The sequence below is a fragment of the Allochromatium tepidum genome (genome assembly GCF_018409545.1).
GTDB classification, from domain to species: Bacteria; Pseudomonadota; Gammaproteobacteria; order Chromatiales; family Chromatiaceae; genus Thermochromatium; species Thermochromatium tepidum_A.
This window is the reverse complement of the sequence record NZ_AP024563.1, coordinates 1-16609: the sequence shown is the minus strand read 5'-3', so window position 1 is coordinate 16609 and position 16609 is coordinate 1. Positions and strand designations below refer to the sequence as shown.

General features: G+C 66.2%; 17 protein-coding genes. 6 read left to right on the top strand and 11 right to left on the bottom strand.

The window, feature by feature from the left end; genetic code table 11:
* Positions 1 to 4: 4 nt before the first annotated feature.
* The 8 genes from Atep_RS00085 to Atep_RS00050 all read right to left on the bottom strand — a co-directional run bounded on the left by Atep_RS00085 (position 5) and on the right by Atep_RS00050 (position 5863).
* Positions 5 to 1570: a class I SAM-dependent DNA methyltransferase gene (locus Atep_RS00085; protein WP_213379403.1), complete on the bottom strand. Its 1566-nt coding sequence runs from the start codon at positions 1568 to 1570 to the stop codon at positions 5 to 7.
* Positions 1567 to 2001, bottom strand: a complete 435-nt coding sequence (locus Atep_RS00080; RefSeq protein ID WP_213379401.1) for a hypothetical protein — start codon at positions 1999 to 2001, stop codon at positions 1567 to 1569. The genes Atep_RS00085 and Atep_RS00080 overlap by 4 nt, the downstream gene beginning before the upstream one ends.
* Positions 1968 to 3344, bottom strand: coding sequence for a sensor histidine kinase (locus tag Atep_RS00075; RefSeq protein WP_213379399.1), 1377 nt, complete (start codon positions 3342 to 3344; stop codon positions 1968 to 1970). Before Atep_RS00075 ends, Atep_RS00080 begins: the two co-directional genes overlap by 34 nt.
* A gap of 31 nt (positions 3345 to 3375) precedes the next feature.
* Positions 3376 to 4053, bottom strand: a complete 678-nt coding sequence (locus Atep_RS00070; protein ID WP_213379397.1) for a response regulator transcription factor — start codon at positions 4051 to 4053, stop codon at positions 3376 to 3378.
* Entirely contained in the window at positions 4053 to 4406 is a 354-nt protein-coding gene (locus Atep_RS00065) for a PepSY domain-containing protein (RefSeq protein WP_213379395.1), read from the bottom strand. The genes Atep_RS00070 and Atep_RS00065 overlap by 1 nt, the downstream gene beginning before the upstream one ends.
* Before the next feature lie 17 nt (positions 4407 to 4423).
* Positions 4424 to 4663, bottom strand: coding sequence for a hypothetical protein (locus tag Atep_RS00060; RefSeq protein WP_213379393.1), 240 nt, complete (start codon positions 4661 to 4663; stop codon positions 4424 to 4426).
* Between the two features lie 218 nt (positions 4664 to 4881).
* Positions 4882 to 5478, bottom strand: coding sequence for a cytochrome C (locus Atep_RS00055; RefSeq protein WP_213379391.1), 597 nt, complete (start codon positions 5476 to 5478; stop codon positions 4882 to 4884).
* Between the two features lie 16 nt (positions 5479 to 5494).
* On the bottom strand, positions 5495 to 5863 hold the full coding sequence (locus Atep_RS00050) for a DUF1924 domain-containing protein (protein ID WP_213379389.1): 369 nt from the start codon (positions 5861 to 5863) through the stop codon (positions 5495 to 5497).
* A 218-nt stretch (positions 5864 to 6081) separates the two neighbouring features.
* On the opposite strand from Atep_RS00050, the gene Atep_RS00045 reads away from it, so the two are divergent.
* The 6 genes from Atep_RS00045 to Atep_RS00020 all read left to right on the top strand — a co-directional run bounded on the left by Atep_RS00045 (position 6082) and on the right by Atep_RS00020 (position 12707).
* Positions 6082 to 6705, top strand: coding sequence for a cytochrome b/b6 domain-containing protein (locus tag Atep_RS00045; protein WP_213381311.1), 624 nt, complete (start codon positions 6082 to 6084; stop codon positions 6703 to 6705).
* Between the two features lie 37 nt (positions 6706 to 6742).
* Positions 6743 to 7321: a diheme cytochrome c gene (locus Atep_RS00040; RefSeq protein WP_213379387.1), complete on the top strand. Its 579-nt coding sequence runs from the start codon at positions 6743 to 6745 to the stop codon at positions 7319 to 7321.
* Positions 7322 to 7323: 2 nt separating this feature from the next.
* Positions 7324 to 8241 (top strand): cation diffusion facilitator family transporter, encoded by a 918-nt coding sequence (locus Atep_RS00035; protein WP_213379386.1) that lies wholly within the window; start codon positions 7324 to 7326, stop codon positions 8239 to 8241.
* Between the two features lie 199 nt (positions 8242 to 8440).
* Positions 8441 to 9094, top strand: a complete 654-nt coding sequence (locus Atep_RS00030) for an ABC transporter ATP-binding protein (protein WP_213379384.1) — start codon at positions 8441 to 8443, stop codon at positions 9092 to 9094.
* Positions 9091 to 11604, top strand: coding sequence for an FtsX-like permease family protein (locus Atep_RS00025; RefSeq protein ID WP_213379382.1), 2514 nt, complete (start codon positions 9091 to 9093; stop codon positions 11602 to 11604). The genes Atep_RS00030 and Atep_RS00025 overlap by 4 nt, the downstream gene beginning before the upstream one ends.
* Complete coding sequence (locus Atep_RS00020) at positions 11604 to 12707, top strand: lipocalin-like domain-containing protein (RefSeq protein WP_213379380.1); 1104 nt, start codon at positions 11604 to 11606, stop codon at positions 12705 to 12707. The genes Atep_RS00025 and Atep_RS00020 overlap by 1 nt, the downstream gene beginning before the upstream one ends.
* A gap of 19 nt (positions 12708 to 12726) precedes the next feature.
* On the opposite strand, the gene recF is transcribed toward Atep_RS00020, so the two are convergent.
* From recF to dnaA, 3 genes are all read right to left on the bottom strand, one after another.
* On the bottom strand, positions 12727 to 13803 hold the full coding sequence (gene recF, locus Atep_RS00015) for a DNA replication/repair protein RecF (protein WP_213379378.1): 1077 nt from the start codon (positions 13801 to 13803) through the stop codon (positions 12727 to 12729).
* Positions 13804 to 13947: 144 nt separating this feature from the next.
* Entirely contained in the window at positions 13948 to 15048 is a 1101-nt protein-coding gene (dnaN, locus tag Atep_RS00010) for a DNA polymerase III subunit beta (RefSeq protein ID WP_213379377.1), read from the bottom strand.
* A gap of 99 nt (positions 15049 to 15147) precedes the next feature.
* Positions 15148 to 16509, bottom strand: coding sequence for a chromosomal replication initiator protein DnaA (gene dnaA / locus Atep_RS00005; protein WP_213379375.1), 1362 nt, complete (start codon positions 16507 to 16509; stop codon positions 15148 to 15150).
* Between the last annotated feature and the right edge of the window lie 100 nt (positions 16510 to 16609).

Below are 16609 nucleotides of genomic sequence, written 5' to 3'. Positions count from 1 at the left end.
GAGATCACTTGAGCATCCCCTCCAACTCCTTCATCCCCCGCTGGATCTCCTCCTCCAGCTTCGCCAGCTCCGCCAGGATCTCCTTCGGCGCGCGGTGCTCCACCGCCTCGTGCACCACCTCCTTGTAGCGGTTGAGCGAGAGGTCGTAGCCCTGCGCGGCGATGTCGGCCTTGGGCACGCAGAAGCTCTGCGCGGTGCGCGGGCGTTCGCGCTCGGCGCCTGAGCGCTGCGCCCAGCGCGCCAGCAGGTCGGGCAGGTTGTTCTTAGCGTGTTCGTCCTCGCTCAGCGGTGCGCGCGGCACCGGGCCGAGCTTGTCCTCCGGCAGCAGCGGCGTGCGCTTGTCGTCCAGGCTCCAGCCGTCGGCCGCGACCTCGTAGAACCACACCTGGTCGGTGCCGCCGGAATTCGTCTTGGTGAAGAGCAGGATCGCGGTGGACACGCCCGCGTAGGGCCGGAACACGCCGCCGGGCAGCTTGACCACGGCGTCGAGCTTGTGCTCTTCCACCAGCATGCGGCGCAGTTGCTTGTGCGCGGTGCTGCTGCCGAACAGTACGCCGTCGGGCACGATCACCGCGGCGCGGCCGCCGGCTTTGAGCAGGCGCAGGAAGAGCGCCAGGAACAGCAGCTCGGTCTTCTTGGTCTTGACGATCTGCAGCAGGTCCTTGGCGGTGTTCTCGTAGTCCAGGCTGCCGGCGAAGGGCGGATTGGCCAGCACCAGCGTGTACTTCTCCTCCTCGCCCGCGTGGTCCTGCGCCAAGGAGTCGCGGTAGCGGATGTCGGGGTTCTCCACGCCGTGCAGCAGCATGTTCATGCTGCCGATGCGCAGCATGGTGTGGTCGAAGTCGAAGCCGTGGAACATGCGGTGGTGGAAGTGCTCGCGCAGCCTCGCGTCGTGCAGGAGGTTCGGGTGGCGCTCGCGCAGATGTTCGCCGGCGGCGACGAGGAAGCCCGCGGTGCCGCAGGCCGGATCGCAGATCACGTCGGTGGGCTGCGGCGCGGTCAGCTCCACCATCAGCCGGATGATGTGGCGCGGGGTGCGGAACTGGCCGTTCTGCCCGGCGCCGGCGATCTTGCCGAGCATGTACTCGTAGAGGTCGCCCTTGGTGTCGCGGTCCTCCATCGGCACCGCGTCGAGCAGGTCCACCACCTTCGCCAGCAGCGCCGGCGTGGGGATGGTGAAGCGCGCGTCCTTCATGTGGTGCGCGTAGGTGGAGTCGTCGCCGCCGTGCTGGCGGGCCAGCTCGTTGCGCAGGAACGGGAAGACGTGCTCGCCGATCACGGCATACATGTCGACCGGGGCGAAGTGCTTGAAGCGCGACCAGCGCAGGTCGTCGTAGGGGCGGCCCCCGTCCTTGCCGATGCCGTCGTTGCCCTCGGGGAACACCCGGCGCTCCATCGGCCGCCCGAGCCGGGCGGACTTGTTCTCCTCCAGCGTGTGCAGGTCGTCCAGCCGGCGGAGGAAGAGCAGATACGTGATCTGCTCGATCACCTCGAGCGGGTTGGAGATGCCGCCGGACCAGAAGGCGTTCCAGATCTGGTCGATCCGGCTCTTGATGTGGCCGGTGATCATGTCGGGATCCTTCGAGTGAGTTCGCTTGAAGCCATCATGGGCCTTTCAGTCACGTTCCTCCGGCGCCTGCCGATGAATGCGCGCTCTGGGCCAGACTCGCGGTGCGCGACGGCGCATCTGGGTGTGCCCAACATCAGGATATAGAGCACTTGCAGCGCCGTGGTGCGCTGCGTGACCCGCGCCTTGAACTGACCTTTGAGCGCCCGTTGCACCACCTCGCCGATCTCGGTGGCGGTATCGCCGACCGGCAGCATCAACCGCCGCGCCCCGACGATCGCCGGCAGCAAATGAGACAGGATGCCGGACTTGAGGGTAGCGGGTGTCGAATCGGCGGTCAATGCACAACGCGGGTGCGGGCCGACCCGTACCTCGATCACCGGAGAGCGGCGGACCGGGTTCAGGCGGATACCATCCCCGGCAGCCTGACCCATACCAGCAGTCCACCCAACTCGGCGCGCCCGAAGCCGAGCGTGCCGCCATAGGCTTCGACCACATCGCGCACGATCGCCAGTCCCAGCCCAGTGCCGGCCCGACGCTCGTCGAGCCGTAGACCACGCTCGCCGAGTCGCGGCCAGTGCGCGGGCGGGACGCCTGGGCCGTCATCGGCGATCCGGATCTCGACCTGTCCCTCGACTTCCGGTGACGTCGACACCCGGATCTCGACCCGTTCGCGCGCCCACTTGGCCGCATTCTCCAGCAGATTGCCGAGCAATTCGAGCAGATCGTCCGCCATCAGCGCCACGGTGACCCGCTCGGGAGCCGTGATTCGCCAGTCGATCCGTTCGCCTTCGGGGGTGCGCTCCAGGGTGCGCCGCAGGCGTGCGAGATTCTCGACGACCTCGGTGCGCGCGGCATGCGGCGGATGGCCGGAGCGCACGCGCGCGCGGATCAGCTCGCGCTCGACGCGCCGACGCATGGTCAGGGCCAGTTGGTCCAAGTCCTCGGCCAGATCCGGATGACCGGCCCGGCGCAGACGCTCGGCATCAGCGGCCAGCACGCTGAGCGGGGTCTTGAGTCCGTGGGCGAGATCGGCGGTCCAGGCACGCGCCCGCTCGACGGAGCGTTCGCGGGCCTCCAGCAGGGCGTTGAGTTCGGCGACCAGCGGCCGGACCTCATCGGCGCCGCTCGCGACCAGCCGTGAGGCACGACCGGCTCGGATGGCGCCGACCTCGCGACGCAGTGCCTCCAGGGGAGCCAGTCCGGTCTGGATCTGAACCAGGGTGGCGAGCGTGAGCAGGAAGGCGATCAGTCCCAGATAGGGGCGCATGTCGGCGGCGAAATTGGCGCGCGCGGCGATCAGCTCGACGCGATCCTGGGCCAGGATCAGCCGCAGCTCGACCGGCTCGGGGTCCGCCGCGACCCGGATGCGCCGCTCGCGCACCAGGAGCGACTGTCCGGCCGGTCCCGGCAAACGATGGGCATGGATCACGCCGGGAGCGAGGTCGTCGTCCGGCAGGATCAGCACCTCGTCCCAGAGCGAACGCGAACGCAGGACACCGGCCTGATCGGGACGGTCGATCTGCCAGTAATGGCCGCTCAGGGGTTGAGCGAAAGCGGGAGACTGGGGTTCCTGGGTCAGACGGATCGAGCCGTCGGGGGCGATCTCGACGGCGGCGGCGAGCTGATTGAGCCGCACCTCCAATTCAGCGCCGAGGTGACGCTCGACATGGCGTTCGAAGAGATTCGCCAGCCCGAGCCAGGCGATCAGCAGGGCCGGCGTGATCGAGATCAGGGCGCCGAGCCAGAGTCGCGCCCGCAGCGATCGGCGTCTCATGCGGCGCCGGCTCCGAATCCGAAGTCGTGGATCATGGGGCGTGCGAGGCGTCGTCCGCCTCGATCAGATAGCCGAATCCGCGCCGGGTCCGGATCAGATCGGCCCCCAGCTTGCGCCGCACCCGCCCGACCAGCACTTCGACCGAGTTGGAGTCGCGCTCGAAGTCCTGGGCATAGAGCTGCTCGGTCAGCTCCTGTTGCGAGACGACGCGCCCGGCCTGCTGCATCAGATAGCTGACCAGACGGTATTCCTGGGGCGAGAGATGGATGGGTAGCCCGTCGCGGCTCAGGGTCCGGCGTCGGGTGTCGAGTCGGAAGGGTCCGTGGACGAGGACGGGTGCCGGCTGACCGGCGGCGCGGCGGATCAGCGCCCGCACGCGCGCGAGCAGTTCCTCGAACCGGAAGGGCTTGGGCAGATAGTCGTCGGCGCCGGCCTCGATGCCCTCGACGCGCTCGGTCCAGTCGCCGCGCGCGCTCAGGATCAGCACCGGCAGCCGCTGACCGGCGGCGCGCCACTGGCGCAGGACCGACAGCCCATCGAGTCCCGGTAGCCCGAGATCCAGGATGGCGGCGGCATAGGGTTCGGTGTCGCCCATGAACCAGGCCTCGCGCCCGTCGCGGGCGCGCTCGACCAGGAAACCGGCGGCCGTCAGACCGGCCGTCACCGTCTCGGCGACCCGGTCGTCGTCTTCAACCAACAGCAGGCGCATCAGTCGTCCTCCTCCAGTTGCAGGATTCGTCCGTCACCGGCGTCGACCTCGACCTCCTGCCGACGCCCGTCGGGGCTCAGGATCTTGATCTCGTAGATCCAGACCGGCCGGCCGGCGCGCTTCCCGCGCTCGAGTTCGATCCCGATCACCTCGCCGGGCACCTGCTCGCCGACCTGACGCAGTATCCCGGCGATCGGTCGGATCTCGCCGCGCAGACGCGCCTCGCGCGCGAGTTCATGATCGTGCCTGTGCGGCTGCTCATACCATTCGGCCCTGCCGTCGTCCACCCCATCATCGGCGCCGGCCTGAAGCGGAATAAGGCTCAGCAGGCCGATGAGGATGACGGATCGCATCGATGAAGATGCCATCGTCAGGCTCCGCCGCGATAGAGCTGCGCCGGCTGCTCTTCGGTAAAGCGGCGGATCGCTTCCTCGATACTGAGCACGGGTTCGATGATTTCAGGGCGGCTTCGTTCGGTCGGCGTGGATCGATGGACCGCCAGGCCGTGGTATGGCCGACGTCCGGCGGCACTCGGACGGGCCGCGCGCCGAAACATGGCCGGATACGGTTGGGGTTTGACTTGGTCAAGGATCGAATGTGTCGGCGTCATGGTTCTTTCCTCCGGCTGGTGATGTCGACCACGGTATCGTGGCGACTTGGGTCCGGCTTAACGGACAGGCACTGACCGAACCCTGGCCGATCTCGTCAGCGAATCGTCAGTTGCAGACCCCATCGACTCGGGGAATGCGCGCGATTGCCGCACGTCCGCGGACATCGGGAAGCGTGGATTCGCACGATGTCCGGAACACACGGCAACCGCTCCAGCGCTCAGTCCTTCCAGGGGCCATGACCCGGAATGTCGATCCAGCGTTCGTCGTAATTGCCTTCGGCGGCCTTGCGATGACAGGCATTGCACTGGCTGAAACTGCCGACCTCGGGGTTGCCCGTCACCAGACGGGCCGGGATCTCGTCGTGCTCACGCTTGAAGTCGACGCTGTCGGTGATGCGTGGCAGAGCGGAGGCTCCGCCCGCGTTGCCGGCGCCGCTCGGGACCATCTGCAACGACACATCGGAGGCGTCGGCGCCCAGGAAGGTGCTGATCTCGGTACGCAGTTCCTCGGACAGACTGGCATCGTCACCGTAATGATTGGCCAGCGCCTCCGGTGTCATGATCTGCGCCCAGGCCTGCGGCGGGAGCAGACCCGGCTGATAGGCCATGTGGCAGGATCCGCACTCCTGACTGTAGGTGGCGTTGACGACCGGCGCCGGTGTCTGACGCGACTCGAACAAGCCGCTTCTTTCGCGGCCGCGCTCGTCGTCGTCATCATCGTCGTCATCGTCGGCGAACGCCAGATGGACCGTGCCCATGGCCAGCGTGCCGGTGAGCAGGAGTGTCAGGACGGATTTGTATGGAAACGGGCGCATGTGTCGATTCTCCGGCTCATTGAGTCTTGATATAGGCGATGAAATCGGCCTTTTCATCGGCGGTGCACTCGCGGCCCAGGGTCCAGCGGCAGTTGCGGGTCAGCCATTTCTCGATCTTGGCCGGATCGGTGAGGCGCTGCGGATTGACCGAGGGTGCCATGGGTTCGATGACCTTGCCGGTGTTGGCCTGACGCCCGGGCCGGGTCAGGTCGCGACCATGACAGGTCACGCAACTGCGCGGTGCGGATCCGTCCGCCTGCGGATATTCCTTGGTCCAGCCGGCGGCTCCGGCGGCCGGATCGGCGGCCCAGAGCGTGGCCGGCAGAATCAAGGTGCCTGCGCCCAACAGGATGCTGGGCAGTACAGTGGTGAGGTGTCGTTTCATCGGTCGGTTCTCCGTTCGTGATCGGTCAGCCCGGCGCCGGTCGGGGTTCCCGCCGGCTGGGTCAGGCTGTGCCGACAGCTTACGGAGGACTGCCTGACAAAAGGCTGACAGCGGTTGCCGGCTTTCGGTCAGGTGCCCGTGGTTAATCTGCCGCTCCAGGGCCTCGACACGCCCGAACCGACGAACCGACCATGACATCCTGTACGGAGAACTCAGCCATGCCGAACGCCTATCCGACCGACACCACCCCGCCCAATCACTCCGAACCGAAGACATCCGAACGCATTCGCGTCTGGGATCCGCTGGTGCGCGTCTTCCATTGGTCACTGGTGGCCGGATTCGCCACCGCCTTCATCGTCGAGGACGATTTGCTCGGCGTCCATGTCTGGGCCGGTTATCTGGTGCTCACCCTCGTCGCCGTGCGTCTGGTGTGGGGTCTGATCGGCACGCGCTATGCGCGCTTCAGCGACTTCGTGCGCGGTCCGGGCGCGGTGCTGGCCTATCTGCGCGATGTCGTGAGTCTGCGCGCACCGCGTTATCTGGGGCACAATCCGGCGGGCGGGGCCATGATCCTGCTGCTCCTGATCAGTGTCGCCGCGACCGGGATCAGCGGTCTGGCGCTCTATGGCGCGGAGGAATTCGCCGGTCCGCTGGCTGATGTGATGCGCGGTCTGCCGGCGTTCTGGGGCGATGTCCTGGAAGAGACCCATGAGGTGCTCGCCAATCTCACGCTCGGTCTGATCCTGATCCACGTGGCCGGGGTGCTGGTCTCCAGCCTGCTGCATCACGAAAACCTGATCGGCGCCATGATCAGCGGCTACAAGCGGAAAGAGATCGAATGAGCGTTTCGCGACACATTAGACCTGGAGAGCCGCTACCATGCTTCAACGCCCTTCCATCGCCCGATTTGCGCTGATGGGTCTGTTGCTCGTCGCGACCGGCGCCGCCCTGGCGGCCACGGGCGACGAGACTCGGGATTGGCGCCGTTGGCTGCGGATGTTTCCGAACATCGCTCCAGCCACTCAGCCGGCCTATCTCCAGGAGTGCGGTTCCTGCCATCTGGCCTATCCGCCCGGAGTCCTGCCGGCGGCGTCCTGGAACCGGATCCTGGCGCCCGAGTCGCTCGCCGATCACTATGGGGATGACGCCTCGTTGCCGGATGACCTGGTCGCCGAGTTGCGAACCTATCTGACGGCCAACGCCGCCGACCGATCGGCGCGCGTCCGCGAACGGGCCTTCGCCGTGCCCGGTGCGTCCGGCTCCGACGCCGGTCTGCCGCGCATCACCGAAACGCCCTATTTCATCCGCAAGCATCATCGGATCCCGGCGCGTCTGGTTACGGACAATCCGGAGGTCGGCAGTTTCAGTCAGTGCAACCGTTGTCACATCGGCGCCGATGCCGGGATCTTCGATGAGCGTCAGGTCGAGATCCCCGGCTTCGGGCGCTGGAAGGATTGAGCATGTCCATCGAACCACGCGCGCCGACGACGTCGGCTGAAACCGCCCGACTGCTGCGGCTGGCGACCTGGGCCTCGGTGAGCACCGCCGGCCTGCTGATCCTGGTCAAGGTCGTTGCCTGGGGGATGACCGGGTCCATCACGGTCCTGGCCTCCTTGATGGATTCGGCGATGGATGCCATGGCCTCCCTGCTGACGCTGCTCGCCGTGCGCTGGTCGTTGCGGCCACCGGATGCCGAGCATCGTTTCGGGCATGGCAAGGCGCAGGCCCTGGCCGCGCTCGGGCAGTCGGCCTTCATCGCCGGTTCGGCGCTGTTTCTCGGCCTGCAGGCCGTCGACCGCTTCCTGAACCCACGTCCGCTGACCGAGATCGGTATCGGTCTGGGCGTGATCGCCTTCGCCATCCTGGTCACGCTGGCGTTGCTCGCGCTCCAGCGCCATGTCATTCGCCGCACCGGATCGCCTGCGATTCGCGCCGATGCCCTGCACTATGCAACCGACCTAGCCACCAACTCCGCCACGCTGGTCGCGCTCGGGCTGGCCGGTCTCGGCTGGTCTTGGATCGATCCGATCCTGGGGCTGGCCATCGGCCTCTATATCCTGTGGAGCGCCACGCGGATCGGACGCGACGCCATCGAGATGCTGATGGATCGCGAACTGCCCGATGAAGCACGCTGGCAGATCCTGGAGCTGGCGCGCGCCATACCTGAGGTACGCGGTGCGCATGGACTGCGCACGCGCCAGTCCGGCCAGTCGCTGATCATCCAGTTGCATCTCGAACTCGACGACGCGCTGCCACTGCGTCAGGCCCATCAGATCACGCTCGCGGTCGAGGCTCGGATCCGGGAGCGTTATCCGGACTCCCACATCCTCATCCATCAGGATCCGGTCAGTCTCGGCCGCGAGGCGATGGACACCTGAGATTCCGTGCTGGGCGACTCAATCGACGGGCGGACCTCTGCAATCAGCGGCTTGATTACATCCCTGGCATAGAACAAAGGATAGCTCCTTCTTGGTATATGATCACACGGGATCTGACACTTGCGGTCGTCCCATCGTGACACCACCCTATAGGACGTCCCGGCCCAACGCCCTTCAGCCGCCTCGGTTCCCAGTCTCCATGCTCGAAATCTCCGACCTTTACCGCCGGTTCAATGGCCGCCCGGTCCTTCAGGCCATTTCACTGCGCCTGGAACCCGGCGAGTATGTCGCCATCACCGGCGAGTCCGGTGTCGGCAAGTCCACGCTGCTGAATCTGATTGCCGGTCTGGATCGGCCTGATCGCGGCCGTCTGGCGCTCGACGGCGAGGACTATGCGACGCTCGGCGAGGACGCCTTGACGCGACTGAGGCGCGACAAGCTCGGCTTCGTCTTCCAGGCGTTCCATATCCTGCCGCATCTCACGCTGCGCCAGAACGTGGCGCTGCCGCTCTGGCTCAAGGGGCAGAGCGGCCGGCGGGCGGATCGTCAGGCCGAGCATCTACTCGATGCCGTGGGATTGGGCGACCGTGCCGAGAGCCGGCCGCGCGAGCTGTCCGGGGGCGAGATGCAGCGCGTCGCCATCGCCCGGGCTCTGGTGCACCAGCCGCGCCTGGTCCTGGCCGACGAACCCACGGGCAACCTGGACCCGACCAATGCCGCCCGCGTGCTGAAGTTGCTGGGCGAGCGTATTCGGGACTCAGGGGCGATGGGCATCCTGGTCACGCACTCACCGGAGGCGGCCAAGAGCGCCGATCGCGTGTTGCAGCTCACGCCAGAGGGACTGCACGGATGAGGCTGGCTTGGGTTTTTCTCGGCTCACTGGGGCGGCGTCGCGCGGCGACACTCCTGTCCTTTGCCGCCATCGTGCTGGGGGTCGCGCTCGGGATGGCGGTGCAGGCGGTCAATCAGGCCGCACTCGCCGAGTTCGGTCGCGGTCTGCGCACCCTGGCCGGCGCCGCCGACCTCCAGGTCGTCGGTCCTCGTACCGGCTTCGACGAGGCGCTTTATGGGCGACTGGCGGCACGCCCCGAGGTCGCGCGGGCCAGTCCCGTGCTGGAGGTCCGGACCGAGCGCATCGGCAGTACGGATACGCTCAACATCCTGGGTCTGGATCCGTTCGCGGTCGGCGCCGTCACGCCCGCGCTCCTGGCGCGTCCGGTGGAGATCGAGGGTCGAGCCGAGCGTGAATCACGCCTCACAGCCCTTGCCGAAGACAGCCTCTTTCTCAGTGCCGCCGCTCAGACGGCCCTGGCTGTCCGCCCCGGCGACCGGCTGAGCGTCTATGCCGGCTCTCAGCCGCTGGAGCTGCGGGTGGCCGGTGATCTGCCGGGGGCCGCCGAGGATCGCCGGCTCGCCGTCATGGACATCGCGGCGGTTCAAAAGCATTTCGGCCGGATCGGGCGATTGACGCGCATCGACCTGAAGTTGGTCGAGGGACTCGACGTCCCGGAGGCCCGCGCCGCGCTGGAGCCGCTACTGCCGGCGGGTGTGTGGCTGGAGGTTCCACAAGCGGCCGAAGGTCAGGCGTCGAATCTCTCGCGTGCCTACCGGGTCAATCTCACATTGCTGGCCGCCATGGCGTTGATCACCGGCGCCTTCCTGGTCTTCTCGGCGCAGGCGCTGTCGGTCGTGCGACGGCATACCGAGCTGGCGTTCCTGCGCGCGATCGGACTGGCTCGCCGCCAGCTCTTCGTCTGGCTGCTGGCTGAAGGGGCGCTCGTGGGACTTCTGGGGGCCTTGGTCGGTGTGGCGCTGGGGCATGGTCTCGCCTTTGGTCTGCTCGAACTCCTCGGTGGGGATCTGGGCGCCGGATTCTTCGCCGGACTATCGCCGACCCTGAGGTTCGATCCCTGGGCCAGTGGGTTGTACGTGTTGCTCGGTGTCGGGGCCGGTGTGGCCGGGGCCTGGCTCCCGGCGCGCGACGCGGCCGACATTGCACCGGCTCAGGCGCTCAAGGCGAGCGACGATTCGGCCCTGTCGCAGCGGCGCGGGCACCCCAGACTCGGACTCGCCCTGATGCTCATGAGTCTGCCGCTCTGCGCCCTGCCGCCGATCCTGGATCTACCGCTCGGCGGCTATCTGGCCATCTTCGGCCTGCTGGCTGGAAGCATCCTGTGGCTACCCATGCTCGCCTCCGGATGCGCTCAAATCCTGCCGCTGTGGGGACCGATCCCTGTACGGCTGGCGGCCGCCCGGCTACGCGCGGCTCCGGGGATGGGCGCGGTCGCCGCCACCGGCGTCCTTGCCGGCGTAGCCCTGGTGGTCGCCATGGCGATCATGGTCAACTCACTGCGCGACTCGGTCGATGTCTGGCTCGGCCAGATCCTGCCGGCCGATCTCTATCTGCGCGCCGGACGGGCTCAGAGCGGCGGTGTCCTGGACGAGGCGCTACAGGCGCGACTCGCGGACGTGCCCGGTGTGGCCCGCGTCGAGTTCACCCTCCATGACAGCCTGCGACCGGTCCCCGGACAACCGCCGGTCGCCCTGCTGGCCCGGCCAGTGTCGCCCGATGGACGCGAACTCCCGCTGGTCGGCTCGGCCCACGCGGTGCCCGATGGCGAGACGGCGATCTGGATCTCCGAGGCGCTGCACGACCTCCAGGGCTGGCGTCCGGGTGATCGAGTTCAGCTGCCGCTGGCCGGATCCGAGGTGCCCGTCCGGGTCGCCGGGATCTGGCGCGACTATGCACGCCAGACCGGCAGTCTCATGCTGGATCTCGCCGACTACCGGCGTTTGACCGGTGATCGTTCGGTGCAGGACGCCGCCATCCGGCTGGTGCCGGGTGCCGATGCGTTCAGCGTGGCCGAAGCGCTCAAGGCAACGGGCGGTTCGGGAGCACTGGAGGTCACGGCACCAGGTGAGATTCGCGCCATCAGTCTGCGGATCTTCGACCGTACCTTCGCCGTGACCTATGTGCTGGAGGCTGCGGCCGTCATCATCGGTTTGGCCGGTGTGGCGGCCAGCTTCGCCGCGCTCGCGGCCGCGCGACGCCGGGAGTTCGGTCTGCTGCGCCATCTCGGACTGACGCGCGGCCGGATCGGCGGCCTGCTCGCCCTCGAAGGCAGTCTGGCGGCCGGTATCGGGATACTCGGCGGATTGACGGTCGGCGGCGCCATCGCCTGGATTCTGATCGAGGTCGTGAATCGTCAGAGTTTTCACTGGAGCATGGACCTGAGCGTCCCCTGGCTGTCGCTCCTGGTGTTTGCCGGCACGCTCGCCGGCCTGGCCAGTCTGGCCGCCGTGCTCGCGGGTCGACAGGCGATGCGTCAGGATGCCGTGCTGGCCGTGCGTGAGGATTGGTGATGCATCGACGTACCTGTCTGCTGGCGCTCGCCGGCTTGCCTCTGACTCGAATCCTGGCGGCGACCGCGCAGGACGCTGGATCTGCCGGCCCGGATGTCGCCTTCGACGCCGTGCTCCCCGGTCGCGTCCTCCGCTTCCCGGACGACGAGGGTGCTCACCCGGGATTCCGCACCGAATGGTGGTATGTGACCGGTTGGCTCAAGGGGGCTGACGGCGATCCGTTCGGCTTTCAGATCACCTTCTTTCGCGTGCGCACCGGAATCGGCGAGGACAACCCGAGCGCCTTCGCTCCACGCCAGTTGCTGCTGGCCCATGCGGCCATCGCCGACCCTCGGTTGGGTCGCTTGCGTCACGATCAACGCGCTGCCCGCACGGGTTTCGAGCGTGCCGGATACGCCGCGGATCGGGCGCATGTCCGGCTCGATGACTGGTCGTTCGAGCAGATGGATGACCACTATGTCACCCGCGTGAACGCGGAGGACTTCGCCTATGACCTCCGACTCGTCTTCACCGGGCCGCCCATGCTCAACGGCGACCAGGGCTTCAGCCGCAAGGCGCCCGACCCGCATCATGCCAGCTACTATTACAGCCGACCGCAGTTGCAGGTCGACGGCCAGGTGACGCTCGATGGTCGCCGACAGGCGGTGAGCGGGCGCGCCTGGATGGATCACGAATGGTCGAGCGCCTACAGTCCGGAAGGCGCCGACGGTTGGGATTGGGTCGGCCTGAACCTGGACGATGGCGGCGCCCTCATGGCCTTTCGGATGCGCCGTCCCGACGGTACGGCGCTTTGGGCCAGTGCCACCCGGCGCTTCTCCGATGGTCGTACCCAGTCGCTCGGACCCGAGCAGGTCGAGTGGTTCCCGATTCGACGCCGGCAATCGCCACGCACCGGGATCGAATACCCGATCGAATGGGATCTGCGTATCGGTGAGCGCCGCTACCGCCTCCAGCCGCTGATGGACGACCAGGAACTCGACAGCCGTCGCTCGACTGGAACCATCTATTGGGAAGGTGCGATGCGTCTGTTCGAGGACGAGCGCGAGATCGGACGCGGCTATCTGGAAATGACCGGGTATGGAAACCGCATCCAGGTCGGTTGAGCGTTCCTGAGCCGATGTTTCACTCGGAATGTTCCACGTGGAACATCGCCAGCGACTCCGTATCGGCAAAGATCCCCGGATCGCCATCGGTCGCCACGCGCGTCGCGATGATCTGATTCCCCGTGGAACCAAAGGCGTTCCACAACCGCTCGGCCATGGTGCGATCCAGCTCGGCTTCGAGATCATCGAGCAGCCAGATCACAGGCTCTCGCCCATGCGCACGATGGACGCACTCAGCCGCCAGTTGCAGCAGCGCGACCACGATCTTGGCCTGTCCGCGCGAAAAGCCGCGTCTCCCCTCCCCCGGCTCGACACGAAAGTCGGCGCGTGACGGACCGGCCAGGGTATAGCCGCGTGCCGGCTCCTGATCCGCCAGTGACGCCAGGGTCTCGCCCAGCTCCCGACCATCCGGCCAACCGCGTCGATAGCGCAGATCGACGCCCTGCAAAAACGGGTAGTCATCACGCAGATCCAGAAAGCACGCACGCCATTCGGCGTGGAACGCGGCACGCCGGCGATCCATGGATTCGGCCAGTGCAATGAAACTGCGATCCCATAGCCCATGCTGACCGCGGCCCGACCGAATGGCCGCATTGCGCTGCATCAGAACGCGCGTGAAATCCTTGTGGATCTGAGCGAAACGATGTTCCACGTGGAACACATTCCAATCCAGGAAACGACGTCTCAGACTCGGCTCGCCGTCGAGCAGGGTTTGGGCGTTCTCGCCGACCAGCTTGACCTGCAAGGGTGAGCGCCAATCCGCGCCGCCGGTCTCCGGCCACAGCGGCGGATGGATGTCACGTGAAGCCGTGGCGCCTTCCTTGACATAGCGGAGGCGCACCGCGTCATGGTTGGATGGTTGATAGACACCCTCGATGCGGGTATATGACTCGCCCTGAGTAGTGAGCGGTCCGGCCTTGGTTCCACGAAAGGTCCGGCCGCGCGCCAGCAGATAGATGGCTTCCAGAACACTGGTCTTGCCGGCGCCATTGGCCCCCGTCAGCAGCAGCGTCCGAGTATCGAGGGCGAGATCGAGCCGTCGGATGTTGCGTAGCGACTCGATGCGAAGTGAATGCAGTCCAGGTTCAGGATCCACGCCCGAATGTTCCACGTGGAACATCGAGCGTGATCCGTGAAACGCCGGACCGGGAGACTCTGAAACGGCGTCTGAGTGTTCCACGTGGAACATGCCTTATAGATCGCGTGGATCGGGACGTTCGAGTCGGCGCACGAAGACGCATCACAGTCGCATCGGCATGACGACGAAGGTCTCGCTCTCGCTGCCCACGCCGCGCCAGATCGAGCTGCCGTTGGCATCCTGGAAATGGATGATCACCGAGCTCTCGTCGACCACACCGAGCACGTCCATCAGATAGGCGACGTTGAAGCCGATGGAGATCGACTCGCCGTCATACTCCATCTCGATCTCTTCCTCAGCCTCCTCCTGCTCGGGATTGTGCGCCAGCAGCTTGAGCGTGCCCGGATCGAAGCTCAGACGCACACCGCGATACTTTTCGTTCGATAGGATCGAGGTGCGCGAGAGCGCGCGCTTCAGCGCATCCTTCTCGACCGTGGCCGTGCGCCCGCTATGGCCCGGAATCACGCGCTCGTATTCGGGATAGCGGCCATCAACCAGCTTGGAGGTCAAGGTCATGGCCCCGACCACCACGCGCAGACTACGCTCGCCCAGACGGATCGAGATCGGATCGTCCGAGCTGCCCAACTGACGCTTCAGTTCCATGACCGTCTTGTTGGGCACGATCACCTGACGCTCGGTGTCCAGGGTCAAGTCGAGCGGAGTGACGAACTTGGCCAGCCGATGTCCATCGGTGGCCACCGCGATCAGGACGGTGGCGTGCAGCTCCAGCAGCAGGCCGTTCAGATAGTAGCGAACGTCCTGTTGCGCCATGGCGAAGGCGGTTTTGTCGAGCAGCCGCTTGAGCCGGCTCTCCTGGATCTGGAAGTCGAAACCGCCCTCCTCCAGATCCATGGTCGGAAAGTCGGCCGCCGGCAGCAGTCCGAGCGTGAAACGTCCCCGTCCCGCAGTGACGACACAGCGCTCGTCCTTGACGCGCAGACGGATCTCGGCGCCCTCGCTCAGATTGCGGCAGATGTCGACCAGCTTGCGAGCCGGGATCGTGGTCTCACCCTCCTGCTGGATCTCTGCCTCGAAGCTGGTCTTGACCTCGACCTCCAGGTCGGTGCCGGTGAGAGTGACGCGCCCCTCGCGGGCGACGACGAGCAGATTACCCAGGATCGGCAGGGTCTGACGGCGCTCGACGACGCCGACCACCTTGTTGAGCGCGGGCAGGACGATTTCTCGGTTGGTAACGAATTCCATCGGTGGCTCCATGATCTCGCGGAGATGGATAGCGCTAGCTTGGTAGGCTAGCCATTGAATATTAGGGAGAGTGCGTCGAATTTGGTCGGCTGAAGCGCTCTACAGCGTCAGCATTCTCAGTAGATTCCGGTAGTCTTCCTCGATCGTCACATCGCTCTCACGCAGGCTCTTGATCTTGCGGGTGGCATGCAGAACCGTGGTGTGGTCCCGTCCGCCGAAGGCCTGACCGATCTCGGGCAGGCTGTGCTTGGTCAGTTCCTTGGCGAGCGCCATCGCCAGTTGGCGCGGGCGCGCCAGCGAGCGACTGCGCTTGGCCGAGAGCAGATCCGATGTACGCAATTTGTAGTAGTCGGCGACCGTGCGCTGGATGTTCTCCAGACTGACCTGTCGATCCTGCGCAACGAGCACATCACGCAGCGCCTGCTTGGCGAACTCCAGCGTGATCGGCTTGCCTGTGAAGTGCGCATTGGCCACCAGTCGTCTGAGCGCACCTTCGAGTTCGCGAATATTGGAGCGGATACGCCGCCCGACGAAGAAGGCCACGTCCTCCGGCAGTTCCACGCCGAGCTGCGTGGCCTTGCAGTGCAGGATGGCCACGCTGGTCTCCAGATCGGGCGGATCTATGGCCACCGTCAACCCCCAGCCGAAGCGCGAGCGCAGACGCTCCTCCAGACCCGTCACCTCTTTGGGGAAGCGGTCGCTGGACAGCACGATCTGCTGCCGGGATTCAAGCAGCGCGTTGAAGGTATGGAAGAACTCTTCCTGCGAGCGCTCCTTACCGGCGAAGAACTGCACATCGTCGATCAGGAGCGCGTTGACCGAGCGATAGGTCTTCTTGAACTCCTCGATGCGGTTGTGTTGCAGGGCCTTGATCATCTCGGCGACGAAACGCTCGGAGTGCAGATAGACGACTCGCGCGCTCGGATTGGAAGCCAGGATGACATTGCCGACCGCGTGCATCAGATGGGTCTTGCCCAGTCCGACGCCGCCATAGATGAACAGCGGATTGTAGGTGCTGCCAGGGTTGCGGGCGATCTGGATCGAGGCCGCGCGCGCGAGCTGGTTGGACTTGCCCTCGACGAAGGTATCGAAATTGAAGTCGGCATTCAGATTGGCCGTCGCGCGTCGCATGGCGAGATCCGAATCGATCGCGGTCGCCTTCGAGCCGGCACGGGCGCCCTTCCCTTTCGCCGGCCCGGACTCACGCGCGAACTCACCGACCTCGAAATGGATCTCCGAGACCTCGCCCTGACTGTGGCGCGCGCAGAGTTCGAGCAGACGGTCGGCATAGTGCTTGCGCGTCCAGTCGAGCACGAACCGGTTCGGCGCCAGCAGCCTGAGCAAGGGACCATCCAAGCGCGCTTGCAGGGGCAGGATCCAGGTATTGAACTCGGCGGACGTCAGCTCGGCCTTCAATTGATTGATACAGTGCTCCCAGAGGGCCACGGCGTTTCCCGACATGCGTCGTCTCGGTTCGGATGCGGCGGCGCGCGCGACGGCACCACCCGGATGATTGCGAAGGACTGGAACTGGATGATGGAGCCGGCGAACAGCGCCGCCG

What these genes read in the sequence shown, in the direction of transcription:
- Atep_RS00085 (WP_213379403.1), bottom strand. Translation starts at nt 1,570, where the DNA reads ATGATCACCGGCCACATCAAGAGCCGGATCGACCAGATCTGGAACGCC.
- Atep_RS00080 (WP_213379401.1), bottom strand. Translation starts at nt 2,001, where the DNA reads ATGGGTCAGGCTGCCGGGGATGGTATCCGCCTGAACCCGGTCCGCCGC.
- Atep_RS00075 (WP_213379399.1), bottom strand. Translation starts at nt 3,344, where the DNA reads ATGAGACGCCGATCGCTGCGGGCGCGACTCTGGCTCGGCGCCCTGATC.
- Atep_RS00070 (WP_213379397.1), bottom strand. Translation starts at nt 4,053, where the DNA reads ATGCGCCTGCTGTTGGTTGAAGACGACGACCGGGTCGCCGAGACGGTG.
- Atep_RS00065 (WP_213379395.1), bottom strand. Translation starts at nt 4,406, where the DNA reads ATGCGATCCGTCATCCTCATCGGCCTGCTGAGCCTTATTCCGCTTCAG.
- Atep_RS00060 (WP_213379393.1), bottom strand. Translation starts at nt 4,663, where the DNA reads ATGACGCCGACACATTCGATCCTTGACCAAGTCAAACCCCAACCGTAT.
- Atep_RS00055 (WP_213379391.1), bottom strand. Translation starts at nt 5,478, where the DNA reads ATGCGCCCGTTTCCATACAAATCCGTCCTGACACTCCTGCTCACCGGC.
- Atep_RS00050 (WP_213379389.1), bottom strand. Translation starts at nt 5,863, where the DNA reads ATGAAACGACACCTCACCACTGTACTGCCCAGCATCCTGTTGGGCGCA.
- Atep_RS00045 (WP_213381311.1), top strand. Translation starts at nt 6,082, where the DNA reads ATGCCGAACGCCTATCCGACCGACACCACCCCGCCCAATCACTCCGAA.
- Atep_RS00040 (WP_213379387.1), top strand. Translation starts at nt 6,743, where the DNA reads ATGCTTCAACGCCCTTCCATCGCCCGATTTGCGCTGATGGGTCTGTTG.
- Atep_RS00035 (WP_213379386.1), top strand. Translation starts at nt 7,324, where the DNA reads ATGTCCATCGAACCACGCGCGCCGACGACGTCGGCTGAAACCGCCCGA.
- Atep_RS00030 (WP_213379384.1), top strand. Translation starts at nt 8,441, where the DNA reads ATGCTCGAAATCTCCGACCTTTACCGCCGGTTCAATGGCCGCCCGGTC.
- Atep_RS00025 (WP_213379382.1), top strand. Translation starts at nt 9,091, where the DNA reads ATGAGGCTGGCTTGGGTTTTTCTCGGCTCACTGGGGCGGCGTCGCGCG.
- Atep_RS00020 (WP_213379380.1), top strand. Translation starts at nt 11,604, where the DNA reads ATGCATCGACGTACCTGTCTGCTGGCGCTCGCCGGCTTGCCTCTGACT.
- dnaN (WP_213379377.1), bottom strand. Translation starts at nt 15,048, where the DNA reads ATGGAATTCGTTACCAACCGAGAAATCGTCCTGCCCGCGCTCAACAAG.
- dnaA (WP_213379375.1), bottom strand. Translation starts at nt 16,509, where the DNA reads ATGTCGGGAAACGCCGTGGCCCTCTGGGAGCACTGTATCAATCAATTG.